The sequence below is a fragment of the Stutzerimonas sp. Brlt_14 genome, assembly GCF_051948915.1.
In the GTDB taxonomy this organism is placed as follows: domain Bacteria; phylum Pseudomonadota; class Gammaproteobacteria; order Pseudomonadales; family Pseudomonadaceae; genus Stutzerimonas; species Stutzerimonas stutzeri.
On the sequence record NZ_JAYJLM010000001.1, the window covers coordinates 617339 to 634096 of the forward strand.

At 66.7% G+C, this 16758-nt stretch carries 14 protein-coding genes; 7 read left to right on the forward strand and 7 right to left on the reverse strand.

Annotated elements, in window-relative coordinates:
* Positions 1 to 95: 95 nt before the first annotated feature.
* The gene (locus VF716_RS03020) at positions 96 to 821 is read right to left on the reverse strand and encodes an SIMPL domain-containing protein (protein ID WP_011914011.1); all 726 of its coding nucleotides are present in this window, start codon (positions 819 to 821) and stop codon (positions 96 to 98) included.
* Positions 822 to 893: 72 nt separating this feature from the next.
* A complete protein-coding gene (locus VF716_RS03025) occupies positions 894 to 1217 on the reverse strand; it encodes a hypothetical protein (protein ID WP_041755623.1) in 324 nt (107 codons plus the stop codon).
* Between the two features lie 198 nt (positions 1218 to 1415).
* Here VF716_RS03025 and VF716_RS03030 point away from each other — a divergent pair, with 198 nt between their 5' ends.
* Positions 1416 to 2645, forward strand: a complete 1230-nt coding sequence (locus VF716_RS03030; protein WP_011914013.1) for a dicarboxylate/amino acid:cation symporter — start codon at positions 1416 to 1418, stop codon at positions 2643 to 2645.
* A 31-nt stretch (positions 2646 to 2676) separates the two neighbouring features.
* On the opposite strand, the gene VF716_RS03035 is transcribed toward VF716_RS03030, so the two are convergent.
* A complete protein-coding gene (locus VF716_RS03035; RefSeq protein ID WP_026012414.1) occupies positions 2677 to 2889 on the reverse strand; it encodes a DUF3079 domain-containing protein in 213 nt (70 codons plus the stop codon).
* Between the two features lie 187 nt (positions 2890 to 3076).
* On the opposite strand from VF716_RS03035, the gene VF716_RS03040 reads away from it, so the two are divergent.
* Positions 3077 to 5023, forward strand: a complete 1947-nt coding sequence (locus VF716_RS03040) for a DNA topoisomerase III (protein ID WP_041755624.1) — start codon at positions 3077 to 3079, stop codon at positions 5021 to 5023.
* 82 nt (positions 5024 to 5105) lie between these two features.
* Here VF716_RS03040 and VF716_RS03045 read toward each other — a convergent pair whose 3' ends face one another.
* Positions 5106 to 5582, reverse strand: a complete 477-nt coding sequence (locus VF716_RS03045; RefSeq protein WP_011914015.1) for a GreA/GreB family elongation factor — start codon at positions 5580 to 5582, stop codon at positions 5106 to 5108.
* A complete protein-coding gene (locus tag VF716_RS03050; protein ID WP_041755625.1) occupies positions 5579 to 6535 on the reverse strand; it encodes an alpha/beta hydrolase family protein in 957 nt (318 codons plus the stop codon). Before VF716_RS03050 ends, VF716_RS03045 begins: the two co-directional genes overlap by 4 nt.
* 235 nt (positions 6536 to 6770) lie before the next feature.
* Here VF716_RS03050 and VF716_RS03055 point away from each other — a divergent pair, with 235 nt between their 5' ends.
* Positions 6771 to 8618 carry an SLC13 family permease gene (locus VF716_RS03055; RefSeq protein WP_045632403.1) on the forward strand — a complete coding sequence of 616 codons (1848 nt, stop codon included), beginning with the start codon at positions 6771 to 6773 and terminating at the stop codon, positions 8616 to 8618.
* A gap of 42 nt (positions 8619 to 8660) precedes the next feature.
* Here VF716_RS03055 and VF716_RS03060 read toward each other — a convergent pair whose 3' ends face one another.
* Complete coding sequence (locus tag VF716_RS03060; RefSeq protein ID WP_440551697.1) at positions 8661 to 10682, reverse strand: methyl-accepting chemotaxis protein; 2022 nt, start codon at positions 10680 to 10682, stop codon at positions 8661 to 8663.
* Positions 10683 to 11033: 351 nt separating this feature from the next.
* On the opposite strand from VF716_RS03060, the gene VF716_RS03065 reads away from it, so the two are divergent.
* From VF716_RS03065 to chrA, 4 genes are all read left to right on the forward strand, one after another.
* Positions 11034 to 12260 carry an MFS transporter gene (locus tag VF716_RS03065; RefSeq protein ID WP_048329641.1) on the forward strand — a complete coding sequence of 409 codons (1227 nt, stop codon included), beginning with the start codon at positions 11034 to 11036 and terminating at the stop codon, positions 12258 to 12260.
* A 135-nt stretch (positions 12261 to 12395) separates the two neighbouring features.
* Complete coding sequence (locus VF716_RS03070; RefSeq protein WP_011914020.1) at positions 12396 to 13322, forward strand: alpha/beta hydrolase; 927 nt, start codon at positions 12396 to 12398, stop codon at positions 13320 to 13322.
* A gap of 73 nt (positions 13323 to 13395) precedes the next feature.
* Positions 13396 to 14340, forward strand: a complete 945-nt coding sequence (locus VF716_RS03075) for a chromate resistance protein ChrB domain-containing protein (protein WP_011914021.1) — start codon at positions 13396 to 13398, stop codon at positions 14338 to 14340.
* The gene (chrA, locus tag VF716_RS03080) at positions 14333 to 15691 is read left to right on the forward strand and encodes a chromate efflux transporter (protein ID WP_020306948.1); all 1359 of its coding nucleotides are present in this window, start codon (positions 14333 to 14335) and stop codon (positions 15689 to 15691) included. Before VF716_RS03075 ends, chrA begins: the two co-directional genes overlap by 8 nt.
* 26 nt (positions 15692 to 15717) lie before the next feature.
* On the opposite strand, the gene VF716_RS03085 is transcribed toward chrA, so the two are convergent.
* A complete protein-coding gene (locus tag VF716_RS03085; protein WP_041755627.1) occupies positions 15718 to 16725 on the reverse strand; it encodes an alpha/beta fold hydrolase in 1008 nt (335 codons plus the stop codon).
* Positions 16726 to 16758: the final 33 nt, after the last annotated feature.

A 16758-nucleotide genomic window follows, 5' to 3' on the forward strand; every position in this document is an offset into this window, starting at 1 on the left:
GGCGAAACCAAGCCTTCAAGCGACTCGGAAATCGCCAACCGCCATCACGCGAAACCCTCCGCCGCCAGACACACAGGACGCTTAAACGCCCTATATCAATCCAGGGTGTACTCAAACGTACTCACCACCCGCAACCGCTTCCCGATGGTCCGGCCACTGTCCATATCGCTGCCATCGTCATCGATCGCCCGAATCACCCCCTGGTTGGCATTCTTCAACCGCCCCAGCGTGGCGCCGGCATCCTCGGCAAAGCGCGTCGCCTGCTCACGGGCGTTGCCGGTGGCGGCCTCGAGCAGCTGTGGCTTGAGCTCGTTGAACCCACGCAGCTGATAGCGGGGCCCGGCGAAGCCATTGACCTCGGTATCCAGCTGCACGCCGGCCTGGATCAGCGGATCGACTGCATTGGCCGCCTTGGCCACGGCATCGACGCGCTCGGACTTGACCAGCACCTGCCCCTGGCCGTTGAAGCGCAGCGCCACATCGCGCGACGCCCATTCGCGGGCCAGCAGGTCCTGCACCTGCAACGGCCGCACTTCCAGCTCCTCGTCGCTGAAGCCCTGCTCGCGGAGGAAGTCCAGCACCCGCTGGCGGTCCTCGCTGAGCCCCTGTTGCACCTCGGCGAACCGATCGCCACCACGGCGAAAGCCCAGCGTCCACACCGCGAAGTCGCTCTTCACGTCCATCTCCGCCAGGCCCTTGACCGTCACCGTGCGGTCGGCCATGCGGAAACGCTCCACGCCCTGCCCCACCGACCAGCCGGCGAAGGCCACCGCCGCGGCGATCAACGCCGCCGGCAGAAACCCGATTCGTGCTGTAGCCACACGCTTCTCCCTGTAGAAAACACCGGACGCCCATGCTACTCCAGCGCCGCGCGAACGCCAGCGACCGACTGCTCAAGCCCGCCCCAGGCGCTGCAGCGCCTCCAGGCGAAAGGCGATGTTCTGCTCCAGCTCGCTCAGCTCGCGCGTCAGGCGCTCGCGCTGCTGCGCATCGCTGCAGGCCTCGAGCTGCTCACGCACGGCGGCGCGCCGGGCCAGCAGTTCCACCTCGCGCGGCGGCACGCCGGCACTCTTCAGCACGCTGAACGGCAACCGCAACCCCTGCGGGGTATGCAGCCAGCCCTCGTCGATCTGCAGCGGCTCGCCCTTGTCGCGCACACCGCGCTGCCATTTGGCGATGTCGCGGGCGATGCGCCGCTCGATGTCCTGATCGCTCATGTTCGCTTGCCTCTCTTGTCCCAGCCCCGGCCATGAAAACCCGCCGGCCGGCGTTTGTCTGCTACCGGCCAGCGCCAGGAGACGGCTTCTGCCGGGCGGCTCGGCCTGTATGATGCTGCCGTGCTGCTGCGAACTTTCGCCACACCTTTCTATTCTCTTGCTTGACGTCACCGCCATCGACCCGAGGAGCCGCCCGCCTTGCCCAGCCTGAACCTGCAGATTCTCATCGCGGCCTGCCTGGGTGTGGCCATCGGCTGGCTGACCGGTACGCTGCCGGCCGATGCGCCCGTGCGCGAAGGCGTGCTCTACGCCAGCACCCTGCTTGGCAGCATCTTCATCGGCCTGCTGAAAATGGTGCTGATTCCGCTGATCTTCACCTCCATCGTGGTCGGTGTGGCCAACCTGCAGGCGCATCACCAGGTGCATCGGGTGTGGGGCGGCGCGCTGGTCTACTTCACCCTCACCACCAGTGTGGCGATGCTGGTGGCGCTGATCGCGGCGAACCTGTTCAAGCCGGGCGCGGGGCTGTCGCTGGACCTGTTCGCCGAGGCGATGAACGACTTCGAGGCGCGCCAGCTGACGCTACCCGAGTTCTTCCTGCACTTCTTCGCCAACCTGTTCCAGAATCCCTTCGCCGCGCTGGCCAACGGCAGCATCCTGGCCGTCGTGGTGTTCGCCATGTTCATCGGCATCGCTCTGGTGGCCGGGGGCGACCGCTACCGCAATATCCTCGTTGTGCTGCAGGAATTTCTCGAGCTGATGATGCGCATCATTGGCTGGATCATGCGCCTGGCGCCGCTGGGCATCCTCGCCCTGCTGATCAAGCTGGTGGCCGAGCAGGATGTGGCGCTGCTCAGTGCGGTGGGCGGCTTTATCGTGCTGGTGTTCGCCACCACGCTGTTCCACGGCATCGTGGTGCTGCCAGGCATTCTCTTTCTCACGACCGGCAGATCGCCGCTGTGGTTCTTCCGCGGCACCCGCGAGGCGCTGATCACGGCGTTCGCCACCAGCTCCAGCGCGGCGACGTTGCCGATCTCCCTGCGCTGCGCGGAGGACAACCTCAAGGTGCGACCCGGCATCGCCGGCTTCGTGCTGCCGCTGGGCGCGACCATGAACATGGACGGCACCGCACTCTACGAAGCGGCGGCTGCGCTGTTCGTCGCCAATCTGATGGGCATCGAGCTGAGCCTGGCGCAACAGGCGGTGGTGTTCTTCACCGCGATGATCGCGTCCACCGGCGCACCGGGCATTCCCAGCGCCGGCATGGTGACCATGGTGATGGTGTTGCAGGCGGTCGGCCTGCCGGCCGAGGCGGTGGCGATCCTGCTGCCGATCGACCGCTTGCTGGATACCGTGCGCACGGCGGTCAACGTCGAGGGCGACATCATTGGCAGCGTGGTGGTGCAGCGTTTCGCCGACCGCGGCTAGCCAGCGGCCAAGGTAGGCCCCCGGCGCAGCATCAGTTCGACGATTCCTTGCGGGTCTTGGCGATCAGCTCCGGGTCGATGCCCCAGCATTCGTCCAGATACCAGTCCTCACCGAACATTTCCGCCGGATGCTGGGTGCGGCCCGCGCCGTTGCCACAGGCCATCGAAGTTGCCGGGCAATAGCGGTCGCAGCCCCAGCACACACGTTCGGGGTGGGATGGTTCGAGGGGAAATTTCTTGGCCATTGCGCGTGCCTTTCGGGCGTTGTTGCAGTGGCCACAGGCTAAGCCTCCTCGCCGCCGCCAGACTTGATCATGCTCAAGAACGACCGGTATCGGCGCACAACAACTGTATGTCCATACAGATAATGATTGCCTGAAGCGCCTTTTATGCACATGCTTCGCGCCATCGACCGCTGCCGTCACAGCCTCCATGCAACTCTATCTCTGCGAAAAGCCTTCCCAGGCCCGCGACATCGCCAAGGTGCTCGGCGCCAACCGGCCCGGCGACGGCTGCCTGCAGGGCGCCGGGGTGACGGTGACCTGGTGCATCGGCCATCTGCTGGAGACCGCCCCGCCGGACGCCTATGACCCGCGCTACAAGCGCTGGGTGCTGGCCGACCTGCCGATCGTGCCGGAGCGCTGGAAGATGCTGGTCAAGCCGAAGACCGCCAGCCAGTTCAAGGCGGTCAAGCGTCTGCTCGGTGAATGCAGGGAACTGGTGATCGCCACCGACGCCGACCGCGAAGGCGAGATGATCGCCCGCGAGCTGGTTGAGCACTGCCGCTACCGCGGGCCCATCCGCCGGCTGTGGCTGTCGGCGCTGGACGATGCCTCGATCCGCAAGGCGCTGGCTGCGCTCAAGCCCGGCGCCGAGACCTTCAACCTCTACCACGCCGCCCTCGGCCGCTCGCGTGCTGACTGGCTGATCGGCATGAACATGAGCCGGCTGTTCACCCTGCTCGGCCGCCAGTCCGGCTACCGCGGCGTGCTGCCGGTGGGCCGCGTGCAGACGCCGACGCTGCGTCTGGTGGTGGACCGCGACCGCAGCATCGCCGATTTCATCCCGGTGCCGTTCTGGGCCATCGACGTGCAGCTGCTCGCCGATGGCGCCGCGTTCACCGCGCAGTGGCAGGCGCCGGACGACCTTTGCGATGACCAGGGCCGCTGCCTCGATCAGGCTCGTGCGCAGCAGGCTGCGGACGCCATGCGCAACGCCGCCAGCGCTCGCCTGCTGAAGCTCAAGACCGAGCGGCAGCGCGAGGCGGCACCCTTGCCGTTCGATCTCGGCACGCTGCAGGAAGTCTGCTCGAAGAAGCTCGGCCTCGGCGCCCAGGAAACCCTCGACATCGCCCAGGCGCTGTACGAAACCCACAAACTGATCACCTATCCGCGCAGCGATTGCGGCTACCTGCCACTGAGCCAGCTCGGCGAAGCGCGGGCCATCGTCGCGGCGCTGACTCAAGCCGACCCGACGCTCGCGGCGCTGCAGCCGCATCTGGACCTGTCGCGCCGCTCGCGGGCGTGGAATGACGCCAAGGTCGGCGCCCACCACGGCATCGTCCCAACCGCCGCCGCGCGTGGTCTGGAACGCCTGGCCGGGCGCCCGCGTGCGGTGTATGAGCTGATCCGCGCGCGCTACCTGGCACAGTTCCTGCCCAACCACGAGTACGACCGCACCCAGGCTGACTTCGACTGCGCCGGCCAGGCGCTGCGCGCGGTGGGCAAGCGCGTCGTCGAACCGGGCTGGAAACGCGCCATGCCCGAAGCACTGGCGCCGGCACGGGGCAATCGCGAGGCACATGCGCCGCAAAGCCTGCCGGCGCTGCAGCAGGGCCAGGACTATGCCGTGGGCGAGATCACACTCAAGGACCAGCAGACACAACCGCCGAAGCCCTTCACCGAAGGCGACCTGATCAAGGCAATGAAGAACGTCGCCAAGCTCGTGGACGACCCGCGGCTGAAGCAGAAACTCAAGGACACCACCGGCATCGGCACCGAGGCGACCCGCGCCGGGATAATTCAGGGCCTGCTCGACCGCGGCTATCTGGTTCGCCAGGGCAAGGCGCTGGCGGCGACACCGGCGGCGTTCAGCCTGATCGACGCCGTGCCGCGGCCGATCGCCGACCCGGGTACCACGGCGATCTGGGAGCAGGCGCTGGACATGGTGCAGAGCGGCGAAATGCCGTTGGAGGAATTCGTCGCCAAGCAATCGGCGTGGATGAGCAAGCTGGTCGAACGCTGCGCCGGACTGCGCATGACCATCAGCGGCCCGCCGGTGGCCGCCGGCCGCAACGGCAAACCGTGGAAGAAGAAACGCAGCGCCACGCCACGCAGAGGGAGCGGCGCTCGGACGAGAAAACCGCGCGCGGCCGATTGAGCGGGCCTTTGCGCCATGCCCCACAGCGCCGTTGAAACCCATTTGCACCCGTTGGGCGGGCATTAGCCCCTAATAGCCGGCACTATGCGATCTGCAGCACTTCGTAGCGCTGCAGCTGGCCATGGACGCGTAGTTCCACCTCGTCCCTTAGCTCGCGGCCGAGCAGCCCCTGACCCAGAGGCGAACGCGCCGTGATGACCAGGATCTCCCGCCCGTCATGCTGCAGCTTCAACCCCGCCGCATCCGGACCGAGAAAGAACCAGCGCTCGGCGCCGTCGTGATCCAGGCAGAGCAGCGCACCGACCCGCACCCTGCCATCGGAGCTGACGCCTGCCTGCAGGTTGCGATAGGCGGCGAGCGCCGTCTCGATCTCATGCAGGCGGCGGCGCTGGCCGTCGGCAAGATAGGCCGCCTCCAGGCCGCGGGTGTCGTACTTGTTCTCGGCCTTGCTCTCGGCATGGGTGGCAGCCTCGTGGGTCGCGGCCAGTACGGCCTTGGCCACCTCGCGGTCGGCTTCGAGGGTGGCGATGATCTGCTGCTGAAGGGCGCGCTTGTTCATGGGCGAGGCTTATAGCCCGCCGACGCGCCGAAGGGAATGGCACCGTCGCCCTCAGGAACCGCGCCGGGCTCGATCACTTCGTCGGCGAGCCAGGGATTGCGGCCCTCGGCGATCCATTCCAGCGACTCGCGCCAGAAGCCATTGCGATGCCGGTCGTGGAACAGACCGAAATGGCCGATGCGCTCGAAGCTCATCGCGCGAGGATTGAGCTGCACCAGCTGGCGCGGGCTGTTGCGGAAATAGCCGAGCCCGCGGCGCATGGCCGCCGGGGTCGCGAATTCATCGTCGCTGGTGCTTACCGCCAGAATTGGCGCTCGAACCGCACCGAAACGGCTGAACAGAAGCGGATGTTCTTCACGGGGATAGCTGTCTTCCAGTCGCGCACCGCGCTGGGACCACTCCAGCGCGACACCGGCCGGCAGGTCTTCCAGCCAGCCAAGGCGGCGACCCGGAAAGTAGCCGACCAGGCGGGTCATCGCCGGCATCAACAGGTGCCACTTCGCGTACATCTGCAGGCGCCGCTCGGCGGCGTAGTCGCGCCAGTAGGCATACTGCCCGGCGACGTTGAGGTAGCGGTCCACCTCGCCGGCGGCCTCGGCGAAGCCCGGCATGAAGCCGCCGGCGCTGTGCCCCACGGCCACCAGCAGTCCGTGCGGCTCGCGCTCACGCATGAAGCGCACCGCAGCATCGAAGTCGTACTCGCCCCAGTCGCGCCAGCGCATCTTCATGCTGCGCAGGCGCTGCGGCCTCGACCCGCCGATGCCGCGAAAGTCGTAGGTCAGTGCGGCAAAACCGTGCTCGGTAAGAAAGTTCGCGTAGCGTGCGTAATAGCGCGACAGCACACCGGTGGCGCAACTGATGATCACCGCGCCGCGCTCGGCACCGGCAGGCCGCCAGAGCTGTGCCGCGAGGGTGAAACCGTCCGTGCAGTGCAGGGCAACGGATTCAGGCATGGCAAGGACCTTTCGAATTGTTGTGCAGCCACCTTGCCCGGCGCCGCGGATTTTTGCCATAACCTGCCGGCACCTTGCACCGGGCTGGCAGTCTGTTATTACGGCCGCAGCCCCCCTGTGACGGCACGGCCGCCCGCCTCGCACGGGCACTCGCGATGACTGTTCCCATGATTTTTGCTGCCCCGACGCCGGCGCCGATGCGCCGTGGCGTCCTGGCGGATCGGAGAAGAAGTACATGACCGGCGAACAGCTGATCGTCTTTGGTGTGCTGGCGGCGACGCTGGTGCTGTTTGTCTGGAATCGCTGGCGCTACGACCTGGTCGCCCTCGCGGCATTGCTGGCCTGCGCGCTGACCGGCGTGGTGCCGGCCGAGGAGGTATTCGCCGGCCTGGGGCATCCGGCGGTGATTTCGGTGGCCGCGGTGCTGGTGCTCAGCCGCGGCCTGCTCAATGCCGGCGTGGTGGACAGCGTGGCGCGCCGGCTGATGCAGGTCGGCGAGCGGCCCTGGGCGCAGGTGGCGGCGCTCACCGGGATCGTCGCGCTGAGCTCGGGCTTCATGAACAACGTCGGCGCGCTGGCGCTGTTCATGCCGGTGGCGATCTGGATGTCGCGTCAGAGCGGCCGTTCGCCATCCTACCTGCTGATGCCGCTGGCGTTCGGCTCGCTGCTCGGCGGCACCCTGACGCTGATCGGCACGCCGCCCAACCTGATCATCGCCGGCTATCGCGCCGAAGCCGGCGAGGCGCCGTTCGGCATGTTCGCCTTTTTGCCGGTGGGCGCGGCGGTGACGGTGGCCGGCGTGCTGTTCATCGCCCTGCTCGGCTGGCGACTGGTACCCCGGCGCCAGGAGCAGGAAGGCAACGGTGATCTGTTCGAGATCAGCGCCTACCTCACCGAAGTGCGCGTGCCGGAAGACTGCAAGTACGCCGGGCGCACGCTGCACGCGCTGATCGGCGCGGTGCAGGATGAAGCCGATGTGCAGGTCATCGCGCTCATTCGCGGCGACGAGCGCCAGCGCATGCCGTCGACCTACGAGGTGCTGCGCGAAGGCGACATCCTGCTGGTGGAGGCCGACTCCGACAGTCTGAAGGCGCTGCTGGATGTCACCGGCGTCGAGCTGGCGGCCGATGTCGAGGAGCAGGAGAACAAGGCCCGCGACGAGCAGGAGGCCGCCGAGCAGGCCGTCGAGCAAGAGAAGGCCGAGAAGAACCACAAGAGCCGGCACGGCGAACTGACCCTGGCCGAGGCCATCGTCTCGCCGGGTTCCATGCTGGTGGGCACCAGCGCCAGCGGCCTGGACCTGCGCGAGCGCCACGGCGTCAACGTGCTGGCCGTGGCCCGCCAGGGGCAGCGCTTGCGCCAGCGCCTGGGCGAGATTCGCTTCGCCGCCGGCGACATCCTCCTGCTGCAGGCCCGCGAGGATGCCCTGCAGTCGAGCCTGAACAGCCTGGGCTGCCTGCCGCTGGCGTCGCGCGGACTGAGCATCACCACCCCGCGCAACGTGATGCTGGCCAGCGCCATCTTCGCCATCACCCTGGCCAGCATCGCCTTCGGCCTGCTGCCGGCCGCCACCGCACTGGTTACCGGCGCGCTGGTGATGATCCTGGTCGGGCTGATTCCGCTGGGGCGCATCTACGAGAGCATCGACATGCCGGTGATCGTGCTGGTGGCAGCGATGCTGCCAGTGGGCCAGGCGCTGGAAACCACGGGCGGCTCGCAACTGATCGCCGATGCCCTGCTGGAGCTGGGGCAGTCGTTGCCGGCGGCGGCGACCCTGGCGCTGCTGATGGTGGCGGTGATGCTGATCTCCAACGTGGTCAATAATGCCGCCGCTGCGGTGCTCGCGGCGCCGGTGGCGATCAGCCTGGCGCGCGGCATGGACGCCTCGGTCGACCCCTTCCTGATGGCGGTGGCGATCGGTGCCTCCTGCGCCTTCCTGACCCCCATCGGCCACCAGTCCAACACCCTGGTGATGGCGCCCGGCGGCTACCGTTTCGGCGACTACTGGCGGCTGGGACTGCCATTGTCGATTCTGGTGGTGCTTTGCGCGGTGCCGGCGATTCTCTGGATCTGGCCACTCTGAACCGCAATGACGGCACCGGACGGTGCCGTTGCAGCTCGCCGGTCAGCCGGCCTTGAAGCGGCTGACGTTGTCCAGCAGGGTGCCGGCCAGTTCGCTCAGGCGGCTGGCGGTGTGGTGGTTGCTGCCCACCGCCTCGCCGTTTTCCTCGGCCATGCGGGCGATGGTGGTCACCTTCTGGGCGATCTCGGCGGATGCCGCGCTCTGCTCGCGCAACGCGTTGGAAATCTCTGCCACGGTGAACAGCACCTGATTGGCCGCCTCGCGGATGCCGCCCATGGCTTCGCCGGCGCGCTGGGCCCGGGCGACGCCCTCGTTGACCTTGGCCACGCCCTGCTCCATGCCCTGCACCGCCCCTTCGGTGCCTTCCTGAATGGCCGCGACCATCTGTGCGATCTCCTTGGTGGAGTTGGCGGTGCGTTCGGCCAGCTTGCGCACCTCATCGGCCACCACGGCGAAACCTCGGCCCTGGTCGCCGGCACGGGCAGCTTCGATCGCCGCATTGAGCGCCAGCAGGTTGGTCTGCGCGGCGATGTCGCCGATCACCCCGACGATGGCGGAAATCTGCCCGGAGCGCTCGCCCAGCTCGGCGACGGTACGCGCCGAATCACTCACCGAGACGGCGATCTGGCTGATCTCCTCGACCACTGCGGCAACGATCTCGCCGCCCTGGCGCGACAGTTCGCCGGAACGATGGGCCAGCGCGTCGGCCTCGCCAGCATTGCGCGCGATACTCTCGATGCCGACCGTCATCTGCTCCACCGCCGCGGCCATGCTCGATGCCGCATCGCTCTGGCACTGGGATGCCACATGAATCTGCCCCGAGGCGGTCGCCAGGCTGCGCGCGGAATCGGCCACATGGTCGGAGTTGCTCTTGATGCTGCCGATCAGCGCGCGCATGGCGCCGGCCATGTCGTTGAAACTGCCGGCCACGTAACGCAGCTCGTCCCGTGCCGCCAGCTCGATTGTGGCGGTGAGGTCGCCGGCGGCGAGGCGTTCGCTGCCCTCGCGCAGGCTACGGATGCTGGTCATTACCGACAGGTAGGCGCCCACCGACAGGTAGCCGATCACCGCCAGCACCACCAGCAGCACGGCGAGGTTGCCGTGCAGCATCTGCCGGGCGTCATCGATGCGCTGTTGCAGCAGCTGATCAAGGTTCGGCAGCAGCACGTCGTACATCTGCGTGTAGGCAATGCCGATCGCCTCGGTGGTCATGTCGAAGAACTGCGCGGATGAGGTGCTGGTGAAATCGCCGCGCAGCACCATGCCCTGCACCACCCGGTCGACCGCCTCGCCACGCTCGCGCAGCGTCGCCATTGCCCGCTGGAGCTGTACTTGCAGCTCCGGACGCTGAGCGATGACCTTATCCATGCTGCGTTCCATCTCCACCGTGGCCGAGCGGATTTCCTCGGTGATGACGATCAGCGCGGTACGCTGCTCGTCGCTGATCGCGCCCTTGGCCAGCATCGCCGAGGCACTGCCGCGCAGGCGGCCGAGCCGCTCGATCAGAAACGGCAGTCGGCTGACCGCCGTGGTCATCAGGTAGTAGGACTGCGGCTCGGGGTCGAAGGTCAGGCCGTAGGCGTCCGACAGCAGCGTCTGGAAGTTCAGCAACTGGCCGATCAGCGCGGTGTGCGCCTGGTAGCTCTGTGCCTGCGACCAGCCCTGTACGTCGCGCTTGATCTCGTTCCAGCCGCGACCGATGTCCTGCCATTCGCGCATGCTGCGCTTGTCGTCGGCCAGCACACGGTTCAGCTCCGCCGTCGCGCCATCGACATTGGCCTGCAGCGCGCTTCGGCGATCGGCCATGGCCAGGTTACCGCCCAGCAGCATCGCCGACACGCCGCGGTGCTGCTGGGTCAGTTCCACCAGTTTGGACAATGGTCGCGCCAGAGCGGAAGCCACCAGTTCGTTCTCGGCGCGCTCGATGGTGCGGTTGAGCTGGCTGGCGATGGTCCACATCAGGCTGGCAAAGGCGAGGAACACCAAGAGCCCGATCAGGGCGAACTTGCTCGGATAATTGAGCCGGTTCATCAGCAGTTCGGCAAGGGAAAACACGAGTTTCATGGGGTTGTCTTGGTCGATACGAGATGCCTCTCGAAGCCGGCCGAGTCGCCCGCTCGAGGCAGGGCTAACTGGATGATCGGAACGAGATGAGACTTGGCGCGCAAAATACGGAGGCGACCTCTCGGTCACCCTGACCAAAGTCAAGATCGAGGGTTAAAAAACCGGCGCCAGCCAACCGTCCATCCAATTATCCGATTCCGCGCCTCGGACCCGCACGCCGCCCTCCCCAGGGTCGAACTCCGGCGCGCCGATGCAATCCCACCACCCTGTGATCTCCTTCTTTGGCAGTCGGGCTTTACCTGAGCCCGCAAGCGTGAATAATGCCGCCCCTTTCGACGTGACGAGGTATCCATGACGGCGCCAGCCACCGCAGCGACTCCGCCCCTTTCCGCCCGAGCCGTGCTGCTGATCGAACTGGCCCTGGCCATGGGCGGTTTTGCCATCGGCACCGGCGAGTTCGCCATCATGGGCCTGATGCCCAATGTGGCCGAGGGCCTTGGCATCAGCGAACCCCAGGTGGGCAACGTGATCAGTACCTACGCGCTGGGCGTGGTGGTGGGTGCGCCGCTGCTGGCGATCCTCGGCTCGCGGCTGTACCGCCTGCACCTGCTGCTGTTGCTGATGGGCTTCTTCGCCCTAGGCAACTTCGCCAGTGCCCTGGCGCCCGACTACCCGACCCTGATGATCGCCCGCTTCGTCACCGGCCTGCCCCACGGTGCCTATTTCGGTGTGGCAATGCTGGTGGCCGCCTCCATGGTGCCGCCGGACAAGCGCGCCCAGGCCGTGGCGCGGGTGCTGATGGGCCTGACAGTGGCGATCCTGATCGGCAACCCGCTGGCCACCTGGCTCGGGCAGTGGCTGAGCTGGCGCTACGCATTCGCCCTGGTCGGCGCCATCGCCCTGCTGACGGTGCTGCTGGTGGCGCTGTTCCTGCCGCTCAACCGCGACGAGCCGCGAAACAGCCCGCTGCACGAGATCCGCGCCTTCAATCGGCCGCAGGTCTGGCTGGCCCTGGCGATCAGCTCCATCGGCTTCGCCGGCATGTTCTGCGTGTTCAGCTACATGGCGCCGACCCTGCTGGAAGTCACCGGCGTCAATGCCGGATGGATTCCCTTCGCCCTGGCCGCCTTCGGCCTCGGCGGCATCGTCGGCAACGTGTTCGGCGGCTGGCTGTTCGATCGCCTGCGTTTCCAGGCGGTCGCCTGGCTCCTGCTGTGGAGCGCCCTGGTGCTGCTGGTGTTTCCGCTGGCCGCGCACTCGGTGTGGACCATCTTTCCGGCGGTATTCGCCGTGGGCACCATGGTCTCGCTGTCACCGGCCCTGCAGACCCATCTGATGGACGTCGCGGCGGATGCCCAGACTCTGGCGGCAGCCTCCAACCATGCCGCCTTCAACATCGCCAACGCCTTGGGACCCTGGCTCGGCGGTCTGGCGATCACCGCCGGACTCGGCTGGACCTCCACCGGTTATATCGGCGCCGCGACGGCCGTAGGCGGCCTGCTGGTGTTCGCCTGGGCCTGGAAGGTGCAACGCAGCGAGCAGGAGGCCGACGCCCGCAGCGCCGCCTGCTGTTCCTGATGCCGAATTTCGCCTGGCGAGCGGCCTCCAGCCTGGCGCGCAACATGCAGTAATCAGTGCTGCGACGACCCGTCTTGCAGATCGTCCGGCAAGCGGGTCCCATCTATGGCTTTCTGATCGTCGAGGTGAACGCCCTTGCAGCGTTTCTTCCTGTTCCGCAGCAAGGCCCGCCGGCTCTGCCTGTTGCTGGTTGCCATGATCGCCGTTGGCCTGCCGGTCGGCTGTTCGGTGCTCGCGCAGAAGGAACGCGAACTGGTATTTCGCATCGAGCCGGGCAACGCGTCCTGGTTCAGCGGCCTGCCCCGCGGCGTCGAAGAACTGCAGCTGACGCACTCGACCTTCGGCAACCAGCAGAACATCCACGCCTGGTGGTGGCCGGCGGCCGATGCCGATGCTCCCGCGCTGCTCTACCTGCACGGTGTGCGCTGGAACCTCACCGGCCATCTGTTCCGTCTCGAGCAGCTGCGCAACCTGGGGTTCTCGGTGCTGGCCATCGACTACCGCGGCTTCGGCCAGAGCCTGGGCGAGCTGCCATCCGAACGCAGTGTCTACGCCGACGCACGGGTCGGCTGGGAACGTCTGAAGGCGCTGCAACCGGACCCGGACAAACGCTTCATCTACGGCCACTCCCTTGGCGGCGCGGTGGCCGTGGACCTCGCTGCCGAGCTTGGCGAACAGGCCGAGCGCGGCGACAGCCCGCCGCAAGCGCGGGCGCTGATCATCGAATCGACCTTCACCTCGCTGGCCGACGTGGCGACGGTGGTTTCCGACACCACGCTGCCGGTGCGCTGGCTGCTGTCGCAGAAATTCGACTCGATCGACAAGATCGACCGCATCGGCATGCCGCTGCTGGTGGTACACGGCACCGATGACCGCTACGTGCCGGCACGCTTCAGCGAACAGCTCTACCAAGCCGCACGCCCGCCCAAGGAGCTGCTGCTGGTGGAGGGCGCCACGCACAACAACAGCCTGCGCGTAGCACCCAGCGCCTACGCCAGGGCACTGCAGGCGTTGCTCAAGTCCGCCAGTCAGCCGTCGGTGGAGATCTCCAGCCGCGATTAGATTCGGCAGCAATACGCTGCTGACTATCGATAAGTGATGTAGAGTTCGCACACATTTACGTGAGAGCTCTACAGTGGCTCATTGGCTCTGTTTGATATTGGCTTTGCCGACATCGAATGCCGCCGAACGCATGCGCGCCTGGCGAGCACTGAAGGCAGCCGGCGCTGCGGTATTGCGCGACGGCGTCTACCTACTACCGGATCAGCCGGCCTGTCGCGAAAGCATGTCCCGTGTCGAGCGCGACATCCTCGGCGGCGAGGGTTATGCCTGCGTTCTGCCGGTGTGCGATCCCCAGGGCGAGCGCTTCGTCTCACTGTTTTCCAGAGCGTCGGAGTACGCCAGTCTGCGTGCCGAGGCCGACACTCAGCTCATCCAGGTCACGCCGGAGACCGCGCTGTCGCTGACGCGCCAAGCGCGCAAGTTGCGCAAGGCCTACGCCCAACTCACGGAGATCGACTTTTTCCCGGATGCGGCGCAGCAGCAGGCCGACGCCAAACTGCGCGAGCTGGAACTGGCCATCAGCCGGGCGCTTTCACGCGACGAGCCGAGCAGCCAGGAACAGGCGCTGGAGCGGCTGTCGTTGCACGAGTTCAAGGGACGCACATGGGCCACCCGCTGCCGACCCTGGGTCGACCGCCTGGCCAGCGCCTGGTTGATCAGGCGCTTTATCGACCCCGCGGCACGCATCCTCTGGTTACCGACGCCCGAAGCCTGCCCGAGCGAGGCACTGGGCTTTGATTTCGATGGCGCGCGCTTCAGCCATGTCGGCGACCGCGTCACTTTCGAAACCATTCAGGCCAGCTTCTCCCTGGCGGCGCCCGGGCTCGACCGAGTGGCCGCTGTTGTGCACTACCTGGACATCGGCGGCACCCAGCCTGCCGAAGCCGCGGGCGTGGAGCGAGTGCTGGCCGGCCTGCGCGCCAGCCTGGAAAGCGACGACGAATTACTGGACGCCGCCTGCGCCATCTTCGATGGATTGCTGGCGGCCTTTGCCGTGGAAACGCAGACCGATGAATGACAACAGCATGCAACCCGACTCGGCACAACCGCGTAGCGAGCCCGTGAGTTTCAGGCAGGCGCTGCTGTTCTGGCTCAAGCTCGGCTTCATCAGTTTCGGCGGCCCGGCCGGGCAGATCGCGATCATGCATCAGGAGTTGGTGGAGCGGCGTCGCTGGATCTCCGAACGGCGCTTTCTCCACGCACTCAACTACTGCATGCTGCTGCCCGGCCCGGAGGCGCAGCAACTGGCGACCTATATCGGTTGGCTGCTACACCGCAGCTGGGGCGGAATCGTCGCCGGTGCGCTGTTCGTATTGCCGTCGCTGCTGATCCTCATCCTGCTGTCCTGGATCTACCTTGTCTACGGTGAGGTGTCGCTGGTCGCCGGGATCTTCTACGGCATCAAACCGGCCGTGACCGCCATCGTGCTGCATGCAGCCCACCGCATCGGCTCGCGCGCACTGAAGAACGGCTGGCTGTGGGCTATCGCCGGCGCCTCGTTCGTGGCGATCTTCGCGCTCAACGTGCCCTTCCCGCTCATCGTGCTGGGGGCTGCCCTGGTCGGCTACCTGGGCGGACGCTTCGCGCCCGGTCAGTTCAACCTTGGCGGTGGCCATGCGGCGGCGGACAAATCCTATGGCCCGGCGGTGATCGATGACGACACCCCACCACCTGCCCATGCGCGCTTTCGTTGGCCTCGCCTGATCGCGCTGCTCGGCATCGGCGCCGTGCTCTGGATACTGCCGATGGCTCTGCTGATGGCGCTGTTCGGCTGGGGCGGCACACTCACCCAGATGAGCTGGTTCTTCACCAAGGCCGCGCTGCTGACCTTCGGTGGCGCCTATGCGGTGCTGCCCTATGTCTACCAGGGTGCAGTCGGGCACTACGCCTGGCTGACCCCGACTCAGATGATCGATGGCTTGGCGCTGGGCGAAACCACGCCCGGCCCGCTGATCATGGTGGTGGCCTTCGTCGGCTTCGTCGGCGCCTACGTGCAGCCGGTCTTCGCTGCCGACCAGGCATTTGCCGCCGGCGCCCTCGCAGCGTGTCTGGTCACCTGGTTCACCTTTCTGCCGTCGTTCCTGTTAATTCTGGCCGGAGGCCCCGTGGTGGAGTCGACTCACGGCCAGCTCAAGTTCACCGCCCCACTCACCGCAATCACGGCCGCGGTGGTCGGCGTGATCGTCAACCTGGCGCTGTTCTTCGGCTACCACGTGCTCTGGCCAGAGGGCTTCGCCGGCAGATTCGACTGGCCCTCGGCGATGATCGCGCTAGGTGCAGCCGTGGCGCTGTTCCGCTACAAGCGTGGCGTGATCCAGGTGTTGCTGGCCTGCGCTGTGGCCGGCCTGGCGGTGCATCTGCTGAGATAAGCCATCCGGCGACTCAGCTGAATCGCTCAACGCTGCAGTCCTTCGAGCAAGGCACGGTGAAATTCTTCCGGCGCCTCGACTTGGGGTGAATGCCCCAGGTCCGGGAAGGCCACCAGCCTGGCCTGGGGAATCATGGCGGCGGCCTGGCGGCCCAGTTCCGGGTAGTTACCCAGGCGTTTGGCGACCTCGTCCGGCGCCCGGTTGGCGCCAGGCGCGGTGCGGTCCAGGCCGCCGATCAGCAGCAGTGTCGGTGTGCTGATGCGGGGAAACTCGTGGATCACCGGCTGGGTGAAGACCATTTCCGAAGTCTGCGCCTGGTTCCAGGCCACCCGCTCCTTGCCCTCGCCGGCGTACATGCCGGCCAACATGGCGACCCAGCGGTCGTACTCCGGCTTCCAGTTGCCGTTGTAGTAGAACTTCTGCTGGTAGGCCTTGATGCTGTCGAAATCGGTCTTCAGCTCGGCCTGGTAAAGCTGATCGATGGGTGCATAGGGCACGCCTTCGGCCTGCCAGTCCTCCAGTCCGATGGGGTTCACCAGCACCAGCTGCTCGGCCAGCTGCGGATAGCTCAGCGCCAGCCGCGCGGCCAGCATGCCGCCCATGGAATGACCGATGACGCTGACCTGGTCGATGCCCTCCTGCTGCAACAGGGCCTGGGTGTTGTGCGCCAGCTGGGCGAAGCTGAACTGGTAGCCCTCGGGCTTGCTCGAACTGCAGAAACCGACCTGATCAGGGGCGATTACGCGGTAGCCGGCCTCGTTGAGCACCTCGATGGTGCGCTCCCAGGTCGCGCCACAGAAATTCTTGCCATGCAGCAGGAGCGCCGTGCGGCCGTTCGCCTGGCCGGTCGGCGCAACGTCCATGTAGGCCATCTGCATCGGCTTGCCCTGGGACTCGAAACGATAGTGCTTGAGCGGATGCGGATAGCTGAATCCTTCCAGCTGCGGGCCATAGCTGGTCCGGCTTTCGGCCAGTACTGGCAGGCTCAGGGTTAGGCCGGCGGCAAGCGCCAGAGCGGACACGGCAGTTTTCACGGGGCGACTCCTCTGTTCGGTGAGACAGCTCCG